Source organism: Calidifontimicrobium sp. SYSU G02091, from assembly GCF_022631395.1.
In the GTDB taxonomy this organism is placed as follows: domain Bacteria; phylum Pseudomonadota; class Gammaproteobacteria; order Burkholderiales; family Burkholderiaceae_C; genus Calidifontimicrobium; species Calidifontimicrobium sediminis.
In genome coordinates this window covers 37,408-60,923 of sequence record NZ_JALBGB010000021.1, presented here as the reverse complement: position 1 = coordinate 60,923, position 23,516 = coordinate 37,408, and the positions used below count along the sequence as shown (strand labels likewise).

The following is a 23,516-nucleotide window of genomic DNA, read 5'->3' as shown; positions in this document are numbered from 1 at the left end:
CGTCGTCGCGCCGACGCGCGCGCCGCCGCCACGCCGCATGAGTGCGCTGAACCCGTCGTCTGCCGCCGCACCGCCGACGGGCGGATCGACCTTCGCGGCGCTGCTGCGCGAGCCGGACGCGGCGCGCGCGTCGCGGCACGACGAACTGCACGATGCGCACGGCCGCCCGCGCGCGAGCTGGGAGCGCTTCTTCGACTGGTTGCCCGCCGATCCGGCGGCCGCGCGCGCCGAACTCGACGCGCGCGCCGCACAGCTCGCGCGCCAGAGCCGAGCCGACGGCATCACGCACAACGTCTACGGCACCGACGCCGGCGGGCGCGGGCCGGCGCGGCCTTGGCCGCTCGAGGTGCTGCCGCTGATCGTCGAGCCCGACGACTGGGCCGCGATCGAGCGCGGCATCGTGCAGCGCGCGCGGCTGCTCAACGCGATGATGGCCGACCTGTACGGCGCGCAGCGGCTGCTGCGCGACGCGCTGCTGCCGGCCGCGCTGCTGTTCCGGCACCCGGGCTACCTGCGTCCGCTGCACGGCGTCGTGCCGCCGGGCGGGCTGTACCTGCACATCGTCGCGTTCGACCTCGCGCGCGGGCCCGACGGGCACTGGTGGGTCGTCGCGCAGCGCTGCGAGAACCCGTCGGGTCTCGGCTACGTGCTGCACAACCGGCTGACGGTCTCGCGGCTGTTCCCCGAGGCGTTTCGCGAGCTGCGCGTGCAGCACATCGCGTCGAGCTACCGGCGGCTGCTCGACACCGTCGAGGCGCAGGCGGCGCAGGCCGCCGGCGGCGAGTCGCCGCGGCTGGCGCTGCTGACCTCGGGGCCGTACAGCGAGACGTACTTCGAGCACGCGTACCTCGCGCGTTACCTCGGCGTGCCGCTGGTCGAGGGCGGCGACCTGACGGTGCGCGACGACCGCGTCTACCTGAAGACGGTCGAGGGGCTCGAGCCGGTGCATGCGCTGCTGCGGCGGCTCGACGACCAGTGGTGCGACCCGCTCGAGCTGCGCGCCGACTCGACGCTGGGCGTGCCCGCGCTGCTGCAGGCGGTACGCGCCGGGCGCGTCGTCGTCGCCAACGCGCTGGGCAGCGCGTGCCTCGAGACGCCGGCACTCCAAGGCTTCCTGCCGGCGATCTCGCGTGCGCTGCTCGGCGAGGAGCTCGCGATGCCGTCGCTGCCGACCTGGTGGTGCGGCGAGCCCGCGGCGTGGCAGGCGGTGCGCGGCGCGCTCGACGACAAGGTCGTGCGCCACACCTTCCCGCGCCGCCCCGGCGCGCCGGCGTCGGGGGCACCGACGATCGAGGCGATCGAGGCCGACCCCGACGCGTGGACGGTGCAGGGCCGGCTCGCGTTCTCGCGCGCGCCGCTGTGGCGCGACGGGGCGATCCACACGCGCCCGGCCGGGCTGCGCGTCTACGCGATCGCCGACGGCCACGGCCGCTGGCATGCGCTGCCCGGCGGCATGACGCGCGTGGCCGCCGGCGTGCCGACGACGGTGTCGATGCAGCGCGGCGGCACGAGCATGGACACCTGGGTGCTGACCGACGGGCCGGTCGACCTGTTCTCGATGCTGCCGCAGCGGCTGGGCATCGACGACATCCTCGCGCGGCGCCGGCCGGTGGCCAGCCGCACCGCGGAGAACCTGTTCTGGCTCGGCCGCTACACCGAGCGCACCGAGCAGCTCGTGCGGCTGGCGCGCGCGACGCTGACGCTGATCGACAGCGACACCGATGCGCCGCCTGCGCTGCTCGACGCCGTCTCGGTGCTCGCGCGCGACAGCGGGCTGGCGCCGGCCGAGGTGCCGGGGCTGGCACGTGCGCCGGCGGTGTTCGAGCGCAGCGTGCTGGCCGCGCTGACCGACACCTCGGGCGCGTTCAGCATCGGCTTCAACCTGGCCGCGCTCGCGCGCGCGGCCGGCAGCCTGCGCGAGCGGCTGTCGACCGAGCACTGGGGGCTGGTGCAGGCGATGGGCGAGGACTTCCACGCCGCGTTCGCGCCGCCGCCGTCGCACCCGCGCGGTGTCGACGCGCTGCTCGCGCCGCCGCTGCCGAGCGCGGCCACCGCGCTGCCGGCGCTCGACCGGCTCGCGGTGCAGCTGGCGGCGGTGACCGGCGCGCAGAGCGACCGCATGACCCGCGACCACGGCTGGCGGCTGCTGACGGTCGGGCGCTTCATCGAGCGCCTCGTCGGCCTCGCGCAGTCGTTCGCGACGCTGCTCGACCTCGCCGCGCTCGACAGCGAAGCCGGGCTCGAGCTCGCGCTCGAGCTGTTCGACAGCACGATCACCTACCGCGCGCGCTACCAGCGCCACCAGGACCTGCTCGCGGTGGTCGACACGCTCGTGCTCGACGAGGCCAACCCGCGCGCGTTCGCCGGCGTGCTGCGCCGGTTGCGCATCGAGCTGCGCAAGCTGCCGGGTCCCGACACGCTGCTCGACGCGTGGGTCGCGCGGCTGCCCGCCGACGGTGCCGGACTGTCGATCGACGAGTTGCGCAGTCTGCACGGCGACGCCAGCGAGGCGGCGCTGCGCTGGCGCCTGCGGGCGCTCGCGCACCAGCTGGCGCAGGCCGGGCGGCGGCTGTCGGACGACCTGGGCAGCCACTACTTCGCACACGCCGGCACCGACGTGCCGCGCCGGGTGTGAGCCGGCGCCTGCGGGGGTGCGCGTGAGCGGGCGCTCGAACGTGCCGGCGGTGCTCGACGTCGAGCACGAGACGGTCTACCGCTACGGCACGCCGGTCGACTGGGCGCATCACCAGGCCTTCCTGCGCCCGCGCGAGGACCGCGGGCAGCAGCTGCTGCACTTCGCGCTCGACATCACGCCGCCACCGCTGCGCCTGACCGAGGAGCGCGACCGCTTCGGCAACATGCGCCACAGCTTCACCGCGGCCGGCGCGCACCGCGAGCTGCGTGTGCGCGCGGCGAGCCACGTGCGTGTCGATCCGCCACCGCCGATGCCGCCCGAGGACACGCCGCCATGGGAGCGGCTGCGCGAGCGCCTGACCTACCGCGCCGGCTGCCGCTTCGAGGCGGCCACCGAGTTCGCCGTGCCGTCGCCGTACGTGCCGCGCTTCGAGCCGCTGCGCGCCTACGCGCTGCGCTCGTTCGCGCCGCAGCGCCCCGCGGCGGCGGCGGCGATCGAGCTGATGCAGCGTCTGCACGCCGACTTCGCCTACGTCAGCGCGAGCACGACGGTCGACACGCCGCTGGAGGCGGTGTGGCAGTCGCGCCGCGGCGTGTGCCAGGACTTCGCGCACCTGCTGATCGGCGCGCTGCGCATGCTCGGGCTGGCGGCGCGCTACGTCAGCGGCTACCTGCTGACGCAGCCCCCGCCGGGGCAGGCGCCGCTGGTGGGCGCCGACGCGTCGCACGCGTGGGTCGCGCTGTGGTGCCCGCGCGGCGACGGCACCGGTGACGGCGATGGCGACTGGCTCGAGCTGGACCCGACCAATGCCTGCCTACCGGCAAGCGATCACATGCGCGTCGCGATCGGCCGCGACTACGGCGACGTCACGCCGCTGCGTGGCGTGATCCGCGGCGGCGGCACCCACCAGCTCGAGGTACGCGTGACGACGCGGCGCGTCGCCGACGACGCCGCGCCGCCCGTCGCCCCGAGGTAGGGCATGCAAGTTGCTTAAGGTGTGGCAATTGGGGAGCCCCAGGCGATGAGACCCGGTTTCGAAGAGATGTACACCGCCGACGGCGCGGTGCGCGACCACTACCGCGCCTACGAGCGCTGGCTGCGCGACCAGCCGCACGACGCGATGATGGCGCGCCGCGCCGAGGCCGAGATGATCTTCCGCCGCGTCGGCATCACGTTCGCGGTCTACGGCGCCAAGGACGAGGACGGCGCCGGGACCGAGCGGCTGATCCCGTTCGACCTGATCCCGCGCATCATCCCCGCGGCCGAGTGGCGCGAGCTCGAGCGCGGGCTGCGCCAGCGCGTGACGGCGCTCAACCGCTTCGTCCACGACGTCTACCACAGCCAGGAGATCCTCAAGGCCGGCGTCGTGCCGGCCGAGCAGGTGCTCCACAACGCGCAGTTCCGCCGCGAGATGATGGGTGTCGACGTGCCGGGCGGCGTGTATTCGCACATCGCCGGCATCGACATCGTGCGCGCGGCCAACGCCGACGGCAGCGGCACGTACTACGTGCTCGAGGACAACCTGCGCGTGCCCAGCGGCGTGAGCTACATGCTCGAGGACCGCAAGATGATGATGCGCCTGTTCCCCGAGCTGTTCGCGTGCCACCGCGTCGCGCCGGTCGCGCACTACCCGGACCTGCTGCTCGAGACGCTGCGCGCGGTGGCGCCGGCCGGTGTCAACGAGCCCACCGTCGTCGTGCTGACCCCGGGCATGTACAACAGCGCGTACTTCGAGCACGCGTTCCTCGCGCAGCAGATGGGCGTCGAGCTCGTCGAGGGGCAGGACCTGTTCGTGCGCGACGGCTTCGTCTACATGCGCACGACGCAGGGCCCGAAGCGCGTCGACGTGATCTACCGCCGCGTCGACGACGACTTCCTCGACCCCGCGGCGTTCCGCCCCGACAGCGCCCTCGGCTGCGCCGGGCTGCTCGACGTCTACCGCCGCGGCAAGATCACGCTGGCCAACGCGATCGGCACCGGCGTGGCCGACGACAAGTCGATCTATCCCTACGTGCCGAAGATGATCGAGTTCTATCTCGGCGAGAAGCCGGTCCTGCAGAACGTGCCGACTTGGCTGTGCCGCGAGCCGCAGGACCTGCAGTACGTGCTCGGCCACTTGGGCGAACTCGTCGTCAAGGAGGTGCACGGCGCCGGCGGCTACGGCATGCTCGTCGGTCCGGCGGCCACCGCAGCCGAGATCGCCGAGTTCCGCCGGGCGCTCGAGGCGAACCCGTCCAACTACATCGCGCAGCCGACGCTGAGCCTGTCGACCTGCCCGACCTTCGTCGAGTCGGGCATCGCGCCGCGCCACATCGACCTGCGCCCGTTCGTGCTGTCGGGCAAGAGCGTGCAGATGGTGCCCGGCGGCCTGACGCGCGTCGCGCTGAAGGAGGGGTCGCTCGTCGTCAACTCGTCGCAGGGCGGCGGCACGAAGGACACCTGGGTCTTGGAGGGCTGAGATGCTGTCGCGCACCGCGGACCACCTGTTCTGGATGGCGCGTTACATGGAACGGGCGGAGAACACCGCCCGCATGCTCGACGTCAACTACCAGATGTCGCTGCTGCCGCAGTCGGCCGACAAGGCCGAGCAGGGCTGGCGCGGGCTGCTGAGCATCTCCGAGCTCACCGGCGGCTTCCGCGAGCGCTACGGCGAGGTCACGCCGCTGTCGGTGATGACGTTCATGGTCAGCGACGAGGCCAACCCGTCGAGCATCGTCTCGTGCCTGCGCGCGGCGCGCGAGAACGCGCGCGCGGTGCGCGGCACGCTGACGACCGAGGTCTGGGAGACGATGAACCAGACGTGGCTCGAGTTCAACCGGCTGCTGCGCACGACCAGCCTCGAGCGCGAACCTGGCGCGATCTTCGAGTGGGTCAAGTTCCGCTCGCACCTGACGCGCGGCACGCAGGTCGGCACGATGCTGATGGACGAGTCGCTGCACTTCGTGCGCATCGGCACCTTCCTCGAGCGCGCCGACAACACCGCGCGCCTGCTCGACGTCAAGTTCCAGGCGCGCGACAGCGAGTTCTTCGGCAGCGCCAACGGCAAGGAGGGCCCGGAGGTCGACTTCTACCACTGGAGCGCGATCCTGCGTTCGGTCTCCGGCTTCGAGGTCTACCGCAAGGTCTACCGCAACGTGATCCGGCCCGAGAAGGTCGCCGAACTGCTGATCCTGCGCGCCGACATGCCGCGCTCGCTCGCCGCGTGCATGAACGAGGTCGTGACCAACCTGCGGCTGGTGGCCAACGCGCAGAGCCACGAGACGGTGCGCCGTGCCGGCCGCCTGCAGGCCGACCTGCGTTACGGCCGCATCGACGAGATCCTCGCGACCGGCCTGCACGCCTTCCTGACGCAGTTCCTCGATCGCGTCAACGATCTGGGCGCCGGCATCAGCCGCGACTTCCTCGTGCCCGTCGCGGCCTGAGCGCGGCGCGGCCGCGTGCGGGCCGTCAGCCAAGGGCCTGCAGCGTCTGCAGCGGCACGTCGACGCGGCAGCAGATGCCGCTGGGCGCGAGCTGGCGCCACTGGACCTGCCCGCCGAGCTGCCGCACCCGCTTGCGCACGCTGGCCAGCCCGAGGCCGGGTGACCAGGCGGCCGGGTCGCCGCCGTCGCCGTCGTCGCTGACGAGCAGCGTCAGCCGCCCGCGCTCGACGCTGAGCTCGATCTCGACGCGCGTGGCGTGCGCGTGCGCGATCACGTTGGTGACCAGCTCGCGCAGCAGCCGCGTCAGTGCCGACCACTGCGCGACGCCGAGTTCGGGCTCGCTGTCGTACGAGACCGACCACGCGAGCTGGCAGTGCGCCATCTCGAGCCTCTGGCCGAGGTCGCTCTTCCATTCGGCGGCCGCCTCGCCCAGGCGCCGGCTCGTCGCGGCGAGCCCGCGCGTGAGCGTTTTCAGGTCCTGCAGCGTGTGGCGCAGGTAGTCCTCCATCTGCGGCGTCGGCGCCTGGTACATCAGCGTCAGCAGTCGCGCGCCGATGTCGTCGTGCAGGTCCTGCGCGAGCCGGCTGCGCTCTTCGGTGCGTCCCTGCTCGACGGCGTCGCCGAAGCGCGTGGCGCGCCGCAACTGCTCGACGGCCCGGTCGGCCAGACGCGCGTCGTCGCGCGTGAACAACCGCCGGCCCTGCCGCGCGTAACGCAGCACAAGGGCGCCCGGTGCCGCAGCGTCGCCGTCGTGCGCCGGCAGCGGCACGACCAGCGTCGAGCCGGCGCCGAACACACGCGCGCGCCGCGGCGCGTGCCGTGCGGCGGCGATCTCGCGCGGCTCGAAGACCTCGGCGAGCAGGTCGCGCAGTGCGGCCGCGCCGTGACGCGGGTCGTGCTGCGTGTCGTGCGTGGCGCTGAGCAGGTGGTCGAGCAGGCGCTCGGCATCGGGCGCGCGCAACCCGGCCAGCGGTGCCTTCACCCACGGTCGCACGAGTGCCAGCGCGCCGACCGACAGCACCACCGCGGTGCCCAGCGCCGCCGCGTTCGACAGACCGAGCGCGCCGGCGCCCAGGCCGTGCAGCGCGCCGGCCGCCGCCAGCGCCGACAGCACGCCAGCGACCAACCATGCGCCGACGACGAGGAGGCCGGCGTGCCGGTGCGGATGGGGATGCACGGCGGCGGCATGCACGGCAGCCGCCGCGGTGAGCAGGTCCAGCGCCGTGTGCCAGGCGCCGAGCGTTGCGCCGAGGCCCAGGGCCGTCGCGGGGCCCGGCACGCTCGCGACCGCCAGACCGGCGAGGTGCATCGCCTGCGCCCCCGCGAGCACGACGTACGGCGCCAGCCGCAGCGCGACGCCGCGGGCCAGCGGGCGCCGCAGCGCGGCCGCTGAGCCGGCCAGCGCCAGCAGCACCGCCAGCGAGCCCAGTGTCCAGAACGCCAGCCCCAGCCCGGCGGCACCGCGCGCGGTGACCGTGGTCGCGATCGCAGCGCCATCGGCGAACTGCAGCGTCACCGTTGCGGTGGCGACGGCGTCGCGCCAGCGCCGATGCTGCTCGAGCAGTCGCTGTCGCGTCGCGCCGTCGGGGACCCAGCGCACGTCGTGCTGCAGCAGCAGCGCATCGACTGCCACCACGCGGCCGTCGCGGCCGACGATCCCGACCACCGCCTGGCCGGCGCGCACCGCCAGCGCCGGGTCGGCCGCGGCGTGCAGCACGAGCGCGCCATCCTCACCGGCGCGCCAGTCGGCGGCCACCCAGGCATCGTCGCCGAGCGCTCGGGCGAGCAGCAGCAGCGCGAGCGCCAGCGCCAGCGCGATCAGCGCCAGCAGGCGCCACCGCCAGCCGTCCCAGCGCGAGATGCGGCGTGGCGGCGCGTCGGCAGCCGTCGGCGCGACGGCTTCGGGCGCAGCGGAGAGGGGGGGCAGGCGGGCGGCCATCGCCGCGGCGGATCAGACGAGGCCGTGCTTGGTCGCGAGCACGGCGGCTTCGGCGCGGCTGGAGACGTCGAGCTTGCGGTAGATCGACTTGATGTGGTCGTTCACGGTGAACCACTTGATGCCCATCAGGCTCGCGATCTCCTTGATCGTGAAGCCCTTGCTCAAGTAGGTCAGCACCTCGGTCTCGCGCGGCGTTAGCCGCTCGTGCTCGGGCAGTGCCTCGAGCGGCACCGGGCGGCTGACGGGGCCCGATGCCGCCGTCAGGCCCGCGGCGGCGGCGCTCGCGCCGTCGGCTGCGCCGGCGCGGAAGTGCAGCAGCAGCCGGCGCGCGATCGCCGGCGACAGCGGGGGCTGGCCGCGCACGATCTTCTGCAGTTCCTCGACGAGCACCTCGAAGCGGTCTTCTTTCAGCAGGTAACCGTCGGCGCCGCACTGCAGCGCGGGGAACAGGTGATCGTCGTCGGAGTACAGCGTCGTGACGATCTTGGTCGCCGGGTAGTGGCGCAGCGCCGACAGCAGGTCGAGACCGTTGCCGTCGGGCAACTCGAGGTCGACGAAGATCAGCTTGAACGGATCGGCGCCGTGCAGCCCGTCGCCGCCGCCGGCGAGCTGCACGTGGTGCCGCGCGGCCTCGAGGTCGCCGGCCTCGGTGATCGTCATCGTGTCGCTGAAACTCTCGCGCACGACGCGCGCGAGGAAGCCGCGCGCGACCGGGTTGTCTTCGACGATCAGGACCTTGACGGCCATGCGGCGTCCCCTCCGGAGCCCCGTCTCGCCGCGTCGTGCGGCCCCAACGGACGGGCGCTCAGTCTGCGCGACGCACTTTAGCGCACGCATCCCCCTTCGGAGCGTGCGCGGCGCGCGACCGACGGCGCTGGCGGCCGCTGCGGTCAGTCGTTGACGAGCAGCAGCTTGCCGCGCACGTCGCGTGCCGCCATGCGTGCGTAAGCCTGCGGCAGCGCCGACATCGGCAGGCGGCTGTCGATGACGGGCCGGATGCGGCCTTGCGCGTACCACTGCGCGAGCTCGCGCAGTTCCTGCGCGAAGGCCTGCGGCTCGCGGCGCACGAAGTCGCCCCAGAACACACCGACCAGCGACGCGCCCTTGAGCAGCGCGAGGTTCCACGGCAGCGCCGGGATCGTACCGGCCGCGAAGCCGACGACGAGGTAGCGCCCGCGCCAGGCGAGCGAGCGGAACGCCGGGTCGGCCAGCTCGCCGCCGACCGGGTCATAGACGACGTCGACGCCCTTCCCGCCAGTGATCTCCTTGACGCGCTCGCGCAGGTTCTCGCGGCCGTAGGCGATCGTTTCGTCGGCGCCGAGCGCGCGGCAGCGCGCACACTTGTCGTCGCTCGACGCGGCCGCGATCACGCGTGCGCCCACCGCCTTGGCGATCTGCAGCGCCGCGGTACCGACGCCGCCGGCCGCACCGAGCACGAGCACCGTCTCGCCGGGCTGCAGCCGTGCGCGGTCGAGCAGCGCGTGGTGCGAGGTGCCGTAGGTGAACGCAAACGCAGCGCCGTGCTCGACCTCGAAGCCCGTTGGCAGCGGGATCAGCTGCGACGCGTCGACGCAGGCGTGCGTGGCGAAGCCGCCGCTGTTGCCGATCACTGCGACGGCGGTGCCGGGCGCGACGTTCGTGACGCCGTCGCCGACGGCCTCGACGTGGCCGGCGAACTCGCTGCCGGGCACGAACGGCAGCGGCGGCTTGAACTGGTACTTGCCCTCGACGACGAGCAGGTCGGGGAAGTTCAGGCTCGCCGCGCGGATCGCGATGCGGACTTGGCCGGGCTGCGGTTGCGGCGTCGGCAGCTCGCGCCACTTCAGCGCGCCGACGCCGTCGAGCGATTCGCACAGCCAGGCCTTCATCGTCGATCTCCTCGGTGTTCTCGGGTGCGCGGATGATAGGCAGCCCGTGCCCGTGCGCCGTCGCCTGCGCGACGCCTCCTACAATGCGCGGCGATGCGCATCCTCATTGCCAACGACGACGGCTACCTCGCGCCCGGTCTGGCCGCCCTCGTCGAGGCGGTGCGCGGACTCGGCGAGATCGACGTCGTCGCTCCCGAGCAGAACGCCAGCGGCACGTCGAATGCGCTGACGCTCAACCGCCCGCTGAGCGTGTTCCACGCCGCCAGCGGCGCACAGGTCGTCAACGGCACGCCGTCGGACTGCGTGCACGTCGCGCTGACGGGGCTACTGCCGCACCGCCCGGACCTCGTGCTGTCGGGCATCAACAACGGCGCCAACATGGGCGACGACACGCTGTACTCGGGCACCGTCGCCGCCGCGATGGAAGGGTATCTCTTCGGCATCCCGGCGATCGCCTTCTCGCTCGTCGAGAAGGGCTGGAAGCATCTGGACGCGGCCGCGCGCGTCGCGCGCCAGGTCGTCGAGCAGGTGCTCGCGGCACCGCCGTCGGGGCCGTGGCTGCTCAACGTCAACATCCCGGCGCGCGCCGACGCCGATCGCCTGCCGCGCCAGATCACGCGGCTGGGCCGCCGGCACGCGAGCGAGCCGGTGATCCGGCAGGTGAACCCGCGCGGCGAGACGATCTACTGGATCGGCCCGGCCGGCGACGCACGCGAAGGCGGCGAGGGCACCGACTTCTTCGCCGTCGCGAGCGGGCGCGTGTCGGTCACACCGCTGCAGGTCGATCTGACCGACCACGCGGCGCTGCCCAGCTGGCGCACGCTGCTCGAGGCGGCGCGGTGAGCGGCCGCCCGCCGCGTTTCCCGCTGTCGCTCGAGCGCGTGGCCCCCGCGTCGGCGGCGCCGGTCGCGCACCGGCCCCAACGTCTGTTGGCCGAGGCGAGCAAGGACGCCCGCCGCCAGCGCTCGCCGAGCGGTGTCGGGCTCGACTCGGCCGGCGTGCGCTCTCGCATGGTGCAGCGGCTGCAGGCCGGCGGCGTGCGTCACGTGGCGGTGCTGCAGGCCTTTGCCGACGTGCCGCGCCACCACTTCGTCGACAGTGCGCTGGTGCCGCAGGCGTACGAAGACACCGCGCTGCCGATCGGCCACGGCCAGACGATCTCGAAGCCGTCGGTGATCGCGCGCATGCTCGAACTGCTGCTCGAGGGCCGGCCGGCCGGCGCGACGGCGCCGCTCGGGCGCACGCTCGAGATCGGCACCGGCTGCGGCTACCAGGCCGCGCTGCTCTCGCGGCTGGCGCGCCACGTCGTGTCGGTCGAGCGGCTGCGGCCGCTGCACGAACTCGCGCGCGAGCGTCTGGCGGCGTGGCCGCGCGCGAACCTGCGCCTCGTCTGGGGCGACGGCATGCTCGGCCACGCGCCGAACGCGCCGTACGACAGCATCATCGCCGCCGCGGGCGGTGACGACCTGCCGAGCGCGTGGCTCGATCAGCTTGCCGTCGGCGGGCGGCTCGTCGCGCCGGTGCGTGCCGCCGACGGGCGCGGGCAGACGCTCGTCGTCGTCGAGCGCCATGCCACGGGTCTGCAACGCCGCCTTCACGAGGCGGTGCAGTTCGTCCCCCTAAAATCCGGCGTCGCCTGAATGCTCGACGCGCTGGTCAACGCACTCGGATGATGGATCTCTCGCGCAGCGGTGGGCGACTGACCGCCGTCACGATCGTCGCGGCGCTGCTGACGGCCTGTGCCGCACCGCGGCCGGCGCCGGTGGAATCGCGCTCGCCGGTGCTGCGGCCCGAGCTGCCCGCCGCACCTTCGACGCAAACGCCGACGGTTGCCGCGCCGCAGGCCAAGCCCGGCGAGTACGTCGTCAAGCCGGGCGACACGCTGATCCGCATCGGGCTCGAGACGGGCCAGAACTGGCGCGACATCGTGCGCTGGAACAATCTCGAGAACCCGAACGTGATCGAGGTCGGGCAGGTGCTGCGCGTCGTTCCGCCTCCCGGCGAGGCGACGGTGGCGCCGGTGCGTCCGGCTGCCGGCGTCGCCGAGGTGCGCCCGATCGAGCCGCGCGCGGCCGCGCCGGCGTCGTCGCCGGCGGCAGCCACGGCCGTCACGCAGCCGGTCGGCCCGTCGCCGGCTGCGGCGCCAGCCACGGCGGTGGCCGCAGTGCCGGCGCCCAACAATGCCGCGCCGGTGGCGCCCACCGCCGCCGCACCCGCGCCGGCACCGGCAGCCGCGCGCGACCCCGACGAGGACATTGCATGGGGCTGGCCGGCCGCGGGCCCGGTCGTCACGGCGTTCGACGAGACGCGCAACAAGGGCATCGCGATCACCGGCCGCGCCGGTGACCCGGTGCTCGCGGCGGCCGACGGCCGCGTCGTCTACGCCGGCGCGGGCCTGCGCGGCTACGGCAACCTCGTGATCGTCAAGCACAACAACACCTACCTCAGCGCCTACGCGCACAACCAGACCCTGCTGGTCAAGGAAGACCAGGCGGTGCGGCGCGGCCAGAAGATCGCCGAGATGGGGTCGACCGACGCCGACCGCGTGCAGCTGCACTTCGAGATCCGGCGCCAGGGTCGCCCGGTCGATCCGGCGCGGCTGCTGCCGCCGCGCTGAACGCGACGTGACCCCGGCGCCGCCACCGGCGGACGATGTGGCGTGTGCGATCGAGCGCGCGCTGCTCGACCTGTTCGCGCGCCGCAACCCCGGCGCGAGCGTGTGCCCGTCGGAGGTGGCGCGCCTGCTGTGGCCGGCTGCCTGGCGCGAGCACATGAGCGACGTGCGCGCCGTCGCGCGTGCGCTCGCGGCGCAGGGCCGCGTCACCGTCACGCAGCGCGGTCGGGTGCTCGACCCGCAGGCACCGTGGCGCGGCCCGGTGCGGCTGGCGCGGGGCGGCCGGGATAATCGCGTCGCATGACAGCCGAGGACGAGTGGCTGCGCGTCGAGTCGCTCGACCTCGACGCGCAGGGGGTGGCGCACGATGCGCAGGGCAAAGTGGTCTTCATCGAGGGGGCGCTGCCCGGCGAGTGTGTGCAGGTGCACGTGACGCGCCGCAAGGCGCAGTGGGAGCAGGCGGTGGTGACCGCGGTGCGCGACGAGAGCGCGCAGCGCGTGCGGCCGGCGTGCGCGCACTTCGGGCTGCACGCCGGCGCCTGCGGCGGCTGCAAGATGCAGCACCTGCACCCGTCGGCGCAGGTCGCGGTCAAGCAGCGCGTGCTCGAGGACCAGCTGTGGCACCTCGGCAGGGTGCGGCCCGGGCGCGTGCTGCGCCCCATCGAGGGCCCGGCCTGGGGCTACCGCTACCGCGCGCGGCTGTCGGTGCGCCACGTGCCGAAGAAGGGCGGTGTGCTCGTCGGCTTCCACGAGCGCAAGTCGAGCTATGTCGCCGACATGACGCAGTGCCCGGTGCTGCCGCCGGCGGTCGGCGCGCTGCTCGTGCCGCTGCGCGCGCTGGTGGCGTCGATGGACGCGCGCGACCGCCTGCCGCAGATCGAGCTCGCGGTCGGCGAGGCCCCCGGCGGCACGGTCGTGGCACTCGTGCTGCGCCACCTCGAGCCGCTGTCGGCGAGCGACCTCGCGCGCCTGCGCGACTTCGCGCGCGCGCACGGCGTGCAGTGGTGGCTGCAGCCCAAAGGCCCCGACTCGGTGCGCCGGCTCGACGAGGGCGGCGCCGAGCTCGCCTACACGCTGCCCGAGTTCGGCCTCGTGATGCCGTTTCGGCCGACCGACTTCACGCAGGTCAACCACGCGATCAACCGCGTGCTGGTGCACCGCGCGGTGCGCCTGCTCGATGCGCAGCCGGACGAGCGCGTGATCGACTGGTTCTGCGGGCTCGGCAACTTCACGCTGCCGCTGGCCAGGCGCGCGGGCGAGGTGCTCGGCGTCGAAGGCAGCGAGACGCTGGTGCAGCGCGCGCGCGACAACGCAGTGCGCAACGGCCTCGCGGAGCGCACACGCTTCGAAGCGCGCAACCTGTTCGAGCTCGACGCCGACGCGCTGCTCGCCCTTGGGCGCGCCGAGCGCTGGCTCGTCGACCCGCCGCGCGAAGGCGCGTTCGCGCTCGCCAAGGCGCTCGTCGACCTGCAGCAGCGCGCGCCGGCGGGCTGGGCGCCGCCGCGGCGCATCGTCTACGTCAGCTGCAACCCGGCGACGCTCGCGCGCGACGCCGGACTGCTCGTGCACCAGGGCGGCTGGCGCTGCAGCGCGGCGGGCGCGGTCAACATGTTCCCGCACACGGCGCACGTCGAGAGCGTGGCGGTCTTCGACCGCGGGTGACGCCGGGCGCGGCAGAGGCGCCTTCGAGCCGATCGGCATCGCCGTCGCCGCACGGTGCGCACCGCCGCTGCTCCGCATGCCGCGGCCGTCGCGTCACCGCCCGATGCGCCGCGCAGCAGCCTGTATCACCGGCGCGGCGAGCGCCTCTGTGGGCCGTGACCGATCCTGCGGAGACTGCCATGAACCGTCCACCCCGAATCGGCCGGCTGGCCATCGCGTTGCTCGCGCTCGCGTTGAGCGCCTGTGCCAGCACGGCGCCCGTTCTCTATTCGAAGAAGTCCGACTCCGTGGTGCTCGACGAGCGCGCGCGGCGCGACATCGCCGAGTGCAGCCGCCTCGCCGATGCCCGCGTCGGGCGCAACGGCCTGCAGGGTGAGGCCGTCGCCCGCCAGGCTGCGGCGGCCGGCACCGTGGGCTTCGTGGCCACCGCGGTCGGCTCGCTCGTCGGCGGCGCGCGCGAAGTCTGGGAGCGTGCGCGCGGTGCCGCGGCCGGTGGTGCCACCGGCGTCGCGACCAAGCTGCTGCTCGACTGGAACCAGGGTGACGAGGTCTACCAGGGCTACGTCGAGCGCTGCCTCGCCGCGCGCGGCCACGACGTGCTCGGCTGGCGATGACGCCGCGCGTGTGGCTTGCCGCCGCCCTGCTGGCCGTTGCGGGCGCCGCGGTGCACTGGGGCCTGCCCGCGCTGGCACCGGCAGCGCGGTGGGCGCTGTTCGTGTTCGCCGCGGCCGTCGTGGGCTGGACGGTGCTCGAGCTCGACGAGACGCCGGTGGCGCTCGCCGCGGCGCTGGCGCTGCTGGCGGGCGGCTCGACGTCGGCCGGGCACTTCTATGCCGGTCTGGGCGACGAGTTCATCTGGCTGCTCGTCGGCGCCTTCGTGCTGGCGGCGGTGCTGCAGTCGAGCGGGCTGGCCGAGCGCTGGGCGCTGCAGCTGGTGGCGTCGGCGGCGACGCCGGCGGCGCTGATGGTGCGGCTCACCGGGTTCATCATCGCCACGGCGTTCGTCGTGCCGTCCACCTCGGGGCGCGCGGCACTGCTGCTGCCGGTGTTCCTCGCACTGGCCCGCGCCGTGCAGGCGCCGCGCCTGGTGCGCGCGCTGGCGCTGCTGTTTCCGAGCGTGATCCTGCTGTCGGCTTGCGTGTCGATGCTCGGCGCCGGGGCGCACCTGGTCGCGCTGGATTTCATGGGGCGGCTCGGTGCGCGGGTGCCCGGCTTCGTCGAGTGGATCGCGCTCGCGGCGCCGTTCGGCGTGGCGTCCAGCGCGCTGGCCTGCGTGCTGATCCTGCGGCTGTTCCTCACGCGCGACGAGCGCAGGACGCCACTGGCGCTGCCGCGACCCGAACGCGCGCCGCTGACGCGTGCGCAGTGGGGGGTGGTTGCCGTCACGGCCGCCACGCTGCTGGGCTGGGCCACCGGCAGCTGGCACGGCGTGCCGGCGCCGATCGTGGCCGTGGGCGGCGCCTTGCTCGCGACGGTGCGTCCGCTCACGGGTGCCGACCTCAAGGGCACGCTGCGGCAGGTGGAGTGGAACCTCGTGGTCTTCATGGCCGCCACGCTGGTCATGGGCGAGGCGCTGCTCGCCAGCGGCGCGGCGCGCGGGCTGGCGCAGGCGCTGCTGCAGCCGCTGGCCCTCGAGCGGCTTGCCCCGGCGGCGCTGCTGGGGCTGGCGTGCCTCGTGGCCTTGCTGTCGCATCTGGTGATCACCTCGCGCACCGCGCGCGCGACGGTGCTGATTCCCACCGTCGCCCTCCCGCTGGCCGCGGCGGGTGCCGACCCGGCACTGATGATCTTCGTGATGGCCATCGGCAGCGGCTTCTGCCAGACGCTGAGCATCAGCGCCAAGCCGGTGGCGATGTTCGCCAGCGGCGAGCGTGCGCATTGCGCGCCGCGCGATCTCGCCGGCCTCGCGCTGGCGCTGCTGCCCGGGCTGTGGCTGCTGCTGATGCTGTGCGCAGCCGTGCTGTGGCCCCTGCAGGGTCTGGGCTGAAGCGGGCGCGGCGCCGGTCACGATTGGTGACAGATCCGTGATCGGCCGGCGTATCACGCCGTCGTCGCAGCGCTCGGTGCGCACACACCAACCCGATTCGGAGAACGCCATGACCCTGCACCGCCTGCACCCGCGCCGTCGCGCAATGACCGTACTGATCGCCCCTTCGGGTTTCAAGGAGAGCCTCAGTGCCGAGGAAGCGGCCGAGCGCATCGCCGAGGGCGTGGCCCACGTGATGCCCGGCGCCCGCGTGATCAAGGCGCCGATGGCCGACGGTGGTGAGGGCTTCACGGCCGCGCTGGTCAACGCCACCGGCGGCAGCCTGCATCCGGTGCGCGTGACCGGCCCGCTGGGCGAACCGGTGGACGCCTTCTTCGGCCTGCTCGGCGGCCGCGCGTGCCGCACCGCCGTGATCGAGATGGCGGCCGCCGCGGGCCTGCGCCTGGTGCCGCGCGACCGGCGCGACCCGATGCGCACGACCAGCTTCGGCGTCGGCGAGCTGATCCGCGCCGCACTCGACGCCGGCGCGCAGCGCGTGCTGCTCGGCTGCGGCGATTCGGGCATCAACGACGGCGGCGCGGGCATGGTGCAGGCGCTCGGTGTGCGGCTGCTCGATGCGCAGGGACACGAGATCGGCGCCGGTGGCGGCGAGCTGCTGCGCCTGCAGCGCATCGACCTGGGCGGTCTGGACCCGCGGCTCGCGCGGGTGCAGCTCGACGCGGCGGTGAACTGGCACAACGTGCTGCTGGGCGAACGTGGCGTCGCGCGCGTGTTCGGCCCGCAGAAGGGCGCCACGCCCGCGCAGGTGGTGCAGCTCGAGCAGGCGCTGCAGAACTGGTCGCTGCGCATCCGCGAGGCCACTGGCCGCGACTGGGGCACGCAGCCCGGCAGCGGCGCTTCGGGCGGGCTCGGCACTGGTTTTGCCGCGCTGCTCGGCGGCACGCTGCACCCGCGCTACGACATCGTGATGCAGTACCTCGAGCTCGACCGGCTGATCGACCGTGCGGACCTGGTGATCACGGCCGAAGGCAGCCTCGACGACCAGACCCCCTTCGGCAAGGTGCCCGCCGAAGTGGCGATGCGCGCGAAGAAGCGCGGGCTGCCGGTGATCGCGCTGGCCGGCACCATCGGCCGCGGTGTCGAGGTCAACCTGCAGCACGGCATCGACGCCTTCGCCAGCATCCTCAGCCGGCCCTGCACGCTCGACGAGGCGATCGCGCAGGCCGGCAAGCTGCTGCGCCACGCCGCCGAGGACGCGCTGCGCATGGTGTCGGTGGGCCTGATGCTCGGCGGCGCTTCGCCGCGCCTGGGCGCCAGCCGCCGCCCGGCCTTCGGGACGGCGCCGTGAGACGCCGCGCGGCCCGGCGTGGAGTGCACGGGCGGCCATTGCCAAGTGGCGGACACCGTCGGCAAAAGCGCGGCGCAAACGACAGCGGGGCCCGCAGGCCCCGCCGGTGGCGTGGAAGCGCCGTTATTCCCGATCGCCGCCGAACACGCCGAGCAGCATCAGCAGGCTCTGGAACACGTTGTACAGGCTCAGGTACAGGCCCAGCGTCGCGCTGATGTAGTTCGTCTCGCCGCCGTCGACGATGCGCTTCATGTCGTAGAGCATGAAGGCCGAGAAGATGCCGATCGCGAGCACCGCCAGCGTGATCATCAGCGCGCTGGACTGGAAGAAGAGGTTCGCGATGCCGGCCACCAGCAGCATGATCGCGCCGACGAACAGGAACTTGCCCAGGTTCGTCAGGTCGCGCTTGATCGTCGTCGCGAGCGCGCCCATGCCGAGGAAGATCGCCGCGGTGCCGCCGAACGCGTACATGATCAGCGACGCGCCGTTGCTCATGCCGAGCACGACGCCGACGATGCGCGACAGCATCAGCCCCATGAAGAACGTGAAGCCGAGCAGCAGCAGCACGCCGGTCGACGAGTTCTTGAACTTCTCGATCGCGAACATGAAGCCGAACGCGCCCGCCAGGAACACGATCGCGCTCATCCCGACGCCCATGCGCGAGACGATGCCGGTGCTCACGCCGATCCAGGCGCCCAGCACCGTCGGCACCATCGACAGCGCCAGCAGCCAGTACGTGTTGCGCAGCACGCGGTTGCGCTCGACGGCCAAGGCACTGCTGGCGCCGCCGCCGTAGCCGGTGTAGATGGGTTGGATCTTTTCGTTCATGGGACCTCCGTGACGCAGGGGGTTGGACGACAGCCCGTGTGACTGCGCGGCGCATTCTAAGTTCCCGACTCCCGTGCCGGGGTTTGCCCGGCGGCGGAATGGCCGTGCGCCGGCCGGCGCCTGCGAGGCGCGACTTGCACTACAGTGCGGGCCGCGATGGCCGGCCCGTCGCCACCGGCACCCCCCACCCAGCACCCGTTCGCCCCACGATGAAGACCAGACCCTGCCTGACCCTCGACGACGTCCGCTCGATCGCCGCTGCCGCCGAGGCCGAGGCGCAGCGCCACGGCTGGGCGGTGACGATCGCGGTCGTCGACGACGGCGGCCACCTGCTGTGGTTGCAGCGCCTCGACGGTGCGGCGCCGATCTCGGCGCAGATCGCCCCGGCCAAGGCGCGCACCGCGGCGCTCGGCCGGCGCGAGAGCAAGGTCTACGAAGACATGATCAACCAGGGCCGCACCTCGTTCCTGAGCGCGCCGGGGCTCGACGGTCTGCTCGAGGGCGGCGTGCCGATCGTCGTCGACGGGCATTGCGTCGGCGCGGTCGGCGTCAGCGGCGTCAAGTCGAGCGAGGACGCGCAGATCGCGCGCGCCGGCATCGCGGCGCTGGGCTGAGCGCGCCTGCGGCGGGCGGCGCGGCTACAATGCGCGCACTTTGCGCCATCCGACGCGCGCCGCGTCCGCAGCACCCCCTCCCGGCCTGAATTCCCGACCCGTGCGGGGTCTCCGCGCGGGCTGCTGCGCGGGTGCGACGCGCGCGGCGGAGGCGTTCCACGTCGGAGTCCTGTCTTGCTGCCCGTCCTGCCTCCCGCTCTCCTCGCACTTGCAGACGGCACGGTCTTCCAGGGCACCTCGATCGGCGCCGAAGGCGCCACGGTCGGCGAGGTGGTGTTCAACACCGCGCTCACCGGCTACCAGGAAATCCTCACCGACCCGAGCTACTGCCGGCAGATCGTCACGCTGACGTATCCGCACATCGGCAACACCGGCGTCAATGAAGAGGACGTCGAGGCGTCGAAGGTCCATGCCGCCGGCCTGATCGTCAAAGACCTGGCGCTGCGTGCGTCGAACTTCCGCCAGACGGCCACGCTCGACGCGTACCTGCGTCGCGAAGGTACGGTGGCGATCGCCGGCATCGACACGCGACGGCTGACGCGCATCCTGCGCACCGGCGGCGCGCAAAACGGCTGCATCCTCGCGCTGCCGGCCGGCACCGCGGTGACGCCGGCGCACGCCGAGCAGGCCATCGCGGCGGCGCGCGGCGCGCCGAGCATGGCCGGGCAGGACCTCGCGCGGGTCGTCTCGGTGCACGAGCCGTACGTGTGGACCGAGACCGAGTGGACGCTCGGCGCCGGCTACGGCCGCGTCGACGCGCCGCGGTGGCACGTCGTGGCCTACGACTTCGGCGTCAAGCGCAACATCCTGCGCATGCTCGCCAGCCGCGGCTGCCGCATCACCGTGGTGCCGGCGCAGACGCCGGCGGCCGACGTGCTCGCGATGAAGCCCGACGGCGTGTTCCTCAGCAACGGCCCGGGCGATCCCGAGCCGTGCGACTACGCGATCGCCGCGGCGCGCACGCTGATCGACGCCGGGCTGCCGACCTTCGGCATCTGCCTGGGCCACCAGATCATGGCGCTCGCCTCGGGCGCGAAGACGTTCAAGATGAAGTTCGGCCACCACGGCGCGAACCACCCGGTCAAGGACCTCGACAGCGGCCGCGTCAGCATCACGAGCCAGAACCACGGCTTCGCCGTCGACGACAAGACGCTGCCGTCGCACCTGCGCGCCACGCACGTGAGCCTGTTCGACGGCACGCTGCAGGGGCTGGCGCGCACCGACCGTCCGGCGTTCTGCTTCCAGGGCCACCCGGAGGCGAGCCCCGGGCCGCACGACATCGGCTACCTGTTCGACCGCTTCGTCAAGCTCATGGAGGCGCACTGAGATGCCGAAGCGCCAGGACATCCACAGCATCCTGATCATCGGCGCCGGCCCGATCGTCATCGGCCAGGCGTGCGAGTTCGACTACTCCGGCGCGCAGGCGTGCAAGGCGCTGCGCGAGGAGGGCTACCGCGTCGTCCTCGTCAACAGCAACCCGGCGACGATCATGACGGACCCGGGCATGGCCGACGCGACGTACATCGAGCCGATCACGTGGCAGGTGGTCGAGAAGATCATCGAGAAGGAGCGCCGCGAACACCCGCACGAGAAGATGGCGCTGCTGCCGACGATGGGCGGGCAGACGGCGCTGAACTGCGCGCTGGACCTGCACCGCCACGGCGTGCTCGCGAAGCACGGCGTCGAGATGATCGGCGCCAGCGAGCACGCGATCGAGAAGGCCGAGGACCGGCTCAAGTTCAAGGACGCGATGACGTCGATCGGGCTCGGCTCGGCCAAGAGCGGCATCGCGCACAGCTGGGAGCAGGCGCAGGCGGTGCGCGAGCGCATCGCCGCCGAGACCGGCGGCACGGGCTTCCCGGTCGTGATCCGCCCGAGCTTCACGCTCGGCGGCACCGGCGGCGGCATCGCCTACAACCCGCAGGAGTTCGAGGAGATCTGCAAGCGCGGGCTCGACCTCTCGCCCACCAACGAGCTGCTGATCGAGGAGTCGCTGATCGGGTGGAAGGAGTACGAGATGGAAGTCGTCCGCGACCGCGCGGACAACTGCATCATCGTCTGCTCGATCGAGAACCTCGACCCGATGGGCATCCACACCGGCGATTCGATCACGGTGGCGCCGGCGCAGACGCTGACCGACAAGGAATACCAGCTGATGCGCGACGCCAGCATCGCGATCCTGCGCGAGATCGGCGTCGACACCGGCGGCTCGAACGTGCAGTTCGCGATCGACCCGAAGACCGGCCGCATGATCGTCATCGAGATGAACCCGCGCGTGAGCCGCAGCTCGGCGCTGGCGTCGAAGGCCACCGGCTTTCCGATCGCGAAGATCGCCGCCAAGCTCGCGGTGGGCTACACGCTCGACGAGCTGAAGAACGACATCACGGGTGGCGCGACGCCGGCGAGCTTCGAGCCGACCATCGACTACGTCGTCACCAAGATCCCGCGCTTCGCGTTCGAGAAGTTCCGCGAGGCCGACGCGCACCTGACGACGCAGATGAAGTCGGTCGGCGAGGTGATGGCGATCGGCCGCACGTTCCAGGAGAGCTTCCAGAAGGCGCTGCGCGGACTCGAGACCGGCATCAGCGGGCTCGACGAGCGCAGCACCGACCGCGAGGAGATCGTCGAGGAGATCGGCGAGCCGGGGCCCGAGCGCATCCTCTACGTCGCCGACGCATTCCGCGCCGGCATGACGCTGGCCGAAATCCACGACGAGACGGCGATCGACCCGTGGTTCCTCGCGCAGATCGAGGACCTCGTGGCCACCGAGCGTCTGGTCGCGGCGCGCACGCTCGACAGCCTCAGCGCCGCCGAGCTGCGCTGGCTCAAGGCCAAGGGTTTCTCCGACAGGCGGCTGGCGAAGCTCCTGGGCACCGACCAGCACGCAGTGCGCGCGCTGCGCCACGCGCTGGGCGTGCGCCCGGTCTACAAGCGCGTCGACACCTGCGCGGCCGAGTTCGCGACGCCCACGGCCTACCTGTACTCGACCTACGAGTCCGAAGGCGGCGAGTGCGAGGCCGACCCGACGTCGCGCAAGAAGATCATGGTGCTCGGCGGCGGGCCGAACCGCATCGGCCAGGGCATCGAGTTCGACTACTGCTGCGTGCACGCCGCGTTCGCGATGCGCGAAGACGGGTTCGAGACCATCATGGTCAACTGCAACCCGGAGACGGTCTCGACCGACTACGACACCTCCGACCGCCTGTACTTCGAGCCGGTCACGCTCGAGGACGTGCTCGAGATCGTCGACAAGGAAAAGCCCGAGGGCGTGATCGTGCAGTACGGCGGGCAGACGCCGCTGAAGCTCGCGCTCGACCTCGAGCGCGCCGGCGTGCCGATCGTGGGCACCAGCCCCGACAGCATCGACGTCGCCGAGGACCGCGAGCGCTTCCAGCAGCTGCTGCACCGGCTGGGGCTGAAGCAGCCGCCGAACCGCACCGCGCGCACCGAGGAGGCGGCGCTGGCGATGGCGCACGAGATCGGCTACCCGCTCGTCGTGCGTCCGAGCTACGTGCTCGGCGGCCGTGCGATGGAGATCGTGCACGGCGACAGGGACCTCGAGCGCTACATGCGCGAGGCGGTGCGCGTCAGCGAGAAGAGCCCGGTGCTGCTCGACCGCTTCCTCGAGGACGCCGTCGAGGTCGACGTCGACTGCATCGCCGACGCCAGCGGTGCGGTGCTGATCGGCGGCATCATGGAACACGTCGAGGCCGCGGGCATCCACTCCGGCGACTCGGCCTGCTCGCTGCCGCCGTACACGCTGCCGAAGTCGCTGCAGGACGAACTGCGCCGGCAGACCGCGCTGATGGCGCGGGCGCTGAACGTCGTCGGGCTGATGAACGTGCAGTTCGCGATCCAGGGCGAGGGCGACGCGGCCGTCGTCTACGTCCTCGAGGTCAACCCGCGCGCGTCGCGCACGGTGCCGTTCGTCTCGAAGGCCACCGGCTTGCCGCTGGCCAAGATCGCCGCGCGCTGCATGGTCGGGCGCACGCTGGCGCAGCAGGGGGTGCGCGGCGAGGTCGTGCCGCACTACTTCAGCGTCAAGGAGGCGGTGTTCCCGTTCAACAAGTTCCCCGGCGTCGATCCGGTGCTCGGCCCCGAGATGCGCTCGACCGGCGAGGTGATGGGCGTGGGCGCCACGTTCGCCGAGGCGATGCTCAAGAGCCAGCTCGGTGCGGGCTCGCGGCTGCCCGAGGCCGGCACCGTCGTGATCACCGTCAAGGACGCCGACAAGGCGCGCGCGGTGGCCGTGGCGCGCGACCTGCACGCACTGGGCTTCAAGCTCGTCGCGACCAAGGGGACGGCGGCCGCGATCGCGGCCGCCGGCGTGCCGGTGAAGGTCGTCAACAAGGTCAAGGACGGCCGCCCGCACATCGCCGACATGGTCAAGGCCGGCGAGATCCAGCTCGTGTTCACGACGGTCGACGAGACACGCACGGCGATCGCCGACTCGCGCTACATCCGCACCGCGGCGCTGGCCCACCGCGTCACCTACTACACGACGATGGCCGGCTGCGAGGCCGCCACCGAGGCGCTGAAGCACGACGCCGACCTCGTCGTGCGCTCGGTGCAGGAGCTGCACGCGGAACTGCACTAAAC

19 protein-coding genes are annotated in these 23,516 nt (G+C 72.9%); 15 read left to right on the top strand and 4 right to left on the bottom strand.

Features of this window, described 5'->3' with window-relative positions:
* Positions 1 to 37 precede the first annotated feature (37 nt).
* Genes MOJ79_RS13205 through MOJ79_RS13190 form a run of 4 tightly spaced genes read left to right on the top strand, consistent with a single transcriptional unit; the run spans position 38 to position 6,057 of the window.
* Positions 38 to 2,635, top strand: coding sequence for a circularly permuted type 2 ATP-grasp protein (locus MOJ79_RS13205; protein WP_241924577.1), 2,598 nt, complete (start codon positions 38 to 40; stop codon positions 2,633 to 2,635).
* Between the two features lie 22 nt (positions 2,636 to 2,657).
* A complete protein-coding gene (locus tag MOJ79_RS13200; protein ID WP_241924576.1) occupies positions 2,658 to 3,611 on the top strand; it encodes a transglutaminase family protein in 954 nt (317 codons plus the stop codon).
* A gap of 45 nt (positions 3,612 to 3,656) precedes the next feature.
* Positions 3,657 to 5,093: a circularly permuted type 2 ATP-grasp protein gene (locus MOJ79_RS13195; protein WP_241924575.1), complete on the top strand. Its 1,437-nt coding sequence runs from the start codon at positions 3,657 to 3,659 to the stop codon at positions 5,091 to 5,093.
* A 1-nt stretch (position 5,094) separates the two neighbouring features.
* Entirely contained in the window at positions 5,095 to 6,057 is a 963-nt protein-coding gene (locus tag MOJ79_RS13190) for an alpha-E domain-containing protein (protein ID WP_241924574.1), read from the top strand.
* Between the two features lie 25 nt (positions 6,058 to 6,082).
* Here the strand turns inward: MOJ79_RS13190 and MOJ79_RS13185 are convergent, their stop codons facing one another.
* From MOJ79_RS13185 to MOJ79_RS13175, 3 genes are all read right to left on the bottom strand, one after another.
* Positions 6,083 to 7,996, bottom strand: coding sequence for an ATP-binding protein (locus tag MOJ79_RS13185; RefSeq protein WP_241924573.1), 1,914 nt, complete (start codon positions 7,994 to 7,996; stop codon positions 6,083 to 6,085).
* A gap of 12 nt (positions 7,997 to 8,008) precedes the next feature.
* Positions 8,009 to 8,743, bottom strand: a complete 735-nt coding sequence (locus MOJ79_RS13180) for a LuxR C-terminal-related transcriptional regulator (RefSeq protein ID WP_241924572.1) — start codon at positions 8,741 to 8,743, stop codon at positions 8,009 to 8,011.
* A gap of 143 nt (positions 8,744 to 8,886) precedes the next feature.
* On the bottom strand, positions 8,887 to 9,864 hold the full coding sequence (locus tag MOJ79_RS13175; protein ID WP_241924571.1) for an NADPH:quinone oxidoreductase family protein: 978 nt from the start codon (positions 9,862 to 9,864) through the stop codon (positions 8,887 to 8,889).
* Positions 9,865 to 9,957: 93 nt separating this feature from the next.
* On the opposite strand from MOJ79_RS13175, the gene surE reads away from it, so the two are divergent.
* The 8 genes from surE to MOJ79_RS13135 all read left to right on the top strand — a co-directional run bounded on the left by surE (position 9,958) and on the right by MOJ79_RS13135 (position 17,475).
* The gene (surE, locus tag MOJ79_RS13170; protein WP_241924570.1) at positions 9,958 to 10,707 is read left to right on the top strand and encodes a 5'/3'-nucleotidase SurE; all 750 of its coding nucleotides are present in this window, start codon (positions 9,958 to 9,960) and stop codon (positions 10,705 to 10,707) included.
* A complete protein-coding gene (locus MOJ79_RS13165; RefSeq protein ID WP_241924569.1) occupies positions 10,704 to 11,504 on the top strand; it encodes a protein-L-isoaspartate(D-aspartate) O-methyltransferase in 801 nt (266 codons plus the stop codon). Before surE ends, MOJ79_RS13165 begins: the two co-directional genes overlap by 4 nt.
* Before the next feature lie 32 nt (positions 11,505 to 11,536).
* Positions 11,537 to 12,481, top strand: a complete 945-nt coding sequence (locus tag MOJ79_RS13160) for a peptidoglycan DD-metalloendopeptidase family protein (protein WP_241924568.1) — start codon at positions 11,537 to 11,539, stop codon at positions 12,479 to 12,481.
* Positions 12,482 to 12,518: 37 nt separating this feature from the next.
* Positions 12,519 to 12,782: a DUF3253 domain-containing protein gene (locus MOJ79_RS13155; protein ID WP_119292072.1), complete on the top strand. Its 264-nt coding sequence runs from the start codon at positions 12,519 to 12,521 to the stop codon at positions 12,780 to 12,782.
* On the top strand, positions 12,779 to 14,140 hold the full coding sequence (gene rlmD, locus MOJ79_RS13150) for a 23S rRNA (uracil(1939)-C(5))-methyltransferase RlmD (RefSeq protein ID WP_241924567.1): 1,362 nt from the start codon (positions 12,779 to 12,781) through the stop codon (positions 14,138 to 14,140). Before MOJ79_RS13155 ends, rlmD begins: the two co-directional genes overlap by 4 nt.
* Positions 14,141 to 14,319: 179 nt before the next feature.
* The gene (locus MOJ79_RS13145; protein ID WP_241924566.1) at positions 14,320 to 14,754 is read left to right on the top strand and encodes a hypothetical protein; all 435 of its coding nucleotides are present in this window, start codon (positions 14,320 to 14,322) and stop codon (positions 14,752 to 14,754) included.
* Positions 14,751 to 16,127: an SLC13 family permease gene (locus tag MOJ79_RS13140; RefSeq protein WP_241924565.1), complete on the top strand. Its 1,377-nt coding sequence runs from the start codon at positions 14,751 to 14,753 to the stop codon at positions 16,125 to 16,127. The genes MOJ79_RS13145 and MOJ79_RS13140 overlap by 4 nt, the downstream gene beginning before the upstream one ends.
* A gap of 109 nt (positions 16,128 to 16,236) precedes the next feature.
* Complete coding sequence (locus MOJ79_RS13135; RefSeq protein WP_241924564.1) at positions 16,237 to 17,475, top strand: glycerate kinase; 1,239 nt, start codon at positions 16,237 to 16,239, stop codon at positions 17,473 to 17,475.
* 123 nt (positions 17,476 to 17,598) lie between these two features.
* Here the strand turns inward: MOJ79_RS13135 and MOJ79_RS13130 are convergent, their stop codons facing one another.
* Positions 17,599 to 18,303, bottom strand: a complete 705-nt coding sequence (locus tag MOJ79_RS13130; protein WP_241924563.1) for a Bax inhibitor-1/YccA family protein — start codon at positions 18,301 to 18,303, stop codon at positions 17,599 to 17,601.
* A 209-nt stretch (positions 18,304 to 18,512) separates the two neighbouring features.
* Between MOJ79_RS13130 and MOJ79_RS13125 the strand changes: the two genes are divergently transcribed.
* The 3 genes from MOJ79_RS13125 to carB all read left to right on the top strand — a co-directional run bounded on the left by MOJ79_RS13125 (position 18,513) and on the right by carB (position 23,514).
* Positions 18,513 to 18,917, top strand: a complete 405-nt coding sequence (locus MOJ79_RS13125; RefSeq protein WP_241924562.1) for a GlcG/HbpS family heme-binding protein — start codon at positions 18,513 to 18,515, stop codon at positions 18,915 to 18,917.
* Positions 18,918 to 19,091: 174 nt separating this feature from the next.
* Positions 19,092 to 20,243: a glutamine-hydrolyzing carbamoyl-phosphate synthase small subunit gene (gene carA, locus MOJ79_RS13120; RefSeq protein ID WP_241924561.1), complete on the top strand. Its 1,152-nt coding sequence runs from the start codon at positions 19,092 to 19,094 to the stop codon at positions 20,241 to 20,243.
* A gap of 1 nt (position 20,244) precedes the next feature.
* Positions 20,245 to 23,514: a carbamoyl-phosphate synthase large subunit gene (gene carB / locus MOJ79_RS13115; RefSeq protein WP_241924560.1), complete on the top strand. Its 3,270-nt coding sequence runs from the start codon at positions 20,245 to 20,247 to the stop codon at positions 23,512 to 23,514.
* Positions 23,515 to 23,516: the final 2 nt, after the last annotated feature.

Excerpts from the sequence above, each read along its gene's own strand:
- MOJ79_RS13125 (WP_241924562.1), top strand. The coding sequence starts at position 18,513 with ATGAAGACCAGACCCTGCCTGACCCTCGACGACGTCCGCTCGATCGCC.
- MOJ79_RS13190 (WP_241924574.1), top strand. The coding sequence starts at position 5,095 with ATGCTGTCGCGCACCGCGGACCACCTGTTCTGGATGGCGCGTTACATG.
- MOJ79_RS13180 (WP_241924572.1), bottom strand. The coding sequence starts at position 8,743 with ATGGCCGTCAAGGTCCTGATCGTCGAAGACAACCCGGTCGCGCGCGGC.
- MOJ79_RS13185 (WP_241924573.1), bottom strand. The coding sequence starts at position 7,996 with ATGGCCGCCCGCCTGCCCCCCCTCTCCGCTGCGCCCGAAGCCGTCGCG.
- MOJ79_RS13145 (WP_241924566.1), top strand. The coding sequence starts at position 14,320 with ATGAACCGTCCACCCCGAATCGGCCGGCTGGCCATCGCGTTGCTCGCG.
- MOJ79_RS13130 (WP_241924563.1), bottom strand. The coding sequence starts at position 18,303 with ATGAACGAAAAGATCCAACCCATCTACACCGGCTACGGCGGCGGCGCC.
- MOJ79_RS13160 (WP_241924568.1), top strand. The coding sequence starts at position 11,537 with ATGGATCTCTCGCGCAGCGGTGGGCGACTGACCGCCGTCACGATCGTC.
- MOJ79_RS13195 (WP_241924575.1), top strand. The coding sequence starts at position 3,657 with ATGAGACCCGGTTTCGAAGAGATGTACACCGCCGACGGCGCGGTGCGC.
- MOJ79_RS13135 (WP_241924564.1), top strand. The coding sequence starts at position 16,237 with ATGACCCTGCACCGCCTGCACCCGCGCCGTCGCGCAATGACCGTACTG.
- carB (WP_241924560.1), top strand. The coding sequence starts at position 20,245 with ATGCCGAAGCGCCAGGACATCCACAGCATCCTGATCATCGGCGCCGGC.
- rlmD (WP_241924567.1), top strand. The coding sequence starts at position 12,779 with ATGACAGCCGAGGACGAGTGGCTGCGCGTCGAGTCGCTCGACCTCGAC.
- MOJ79_RS13175 (WP_241924571.1), bottom strand. The coding sequence starts at position 9,864 with ATGAAGGCCTGGCTGTGCGAATCGCTCGACGGCGTCGGCGCGCTGAAG.
- MOJ79_RS13140 (WP_241924565.1), top strand. The coding sequence starts at position 14,751 with ATGACGCCGCGCGTGTGGCTTGCCGCCGCCCTGCTGGCCGTTGCGGGC.
- MOJ79_RS13205 (WP_241924577.1), top strand. The coding sequence starts at position 38 with ATGAGTGCGCTGAACCCGTCGTCTGCCGCCGCACCGCCGACGGGCGGA.
- surE (WP_241924570.1), top strand. The coding sequence starts at position 9,958 with ATGCGCATCCTCATTGCCAACGACGACGGCTACCTCGCGCCCGGTCTG.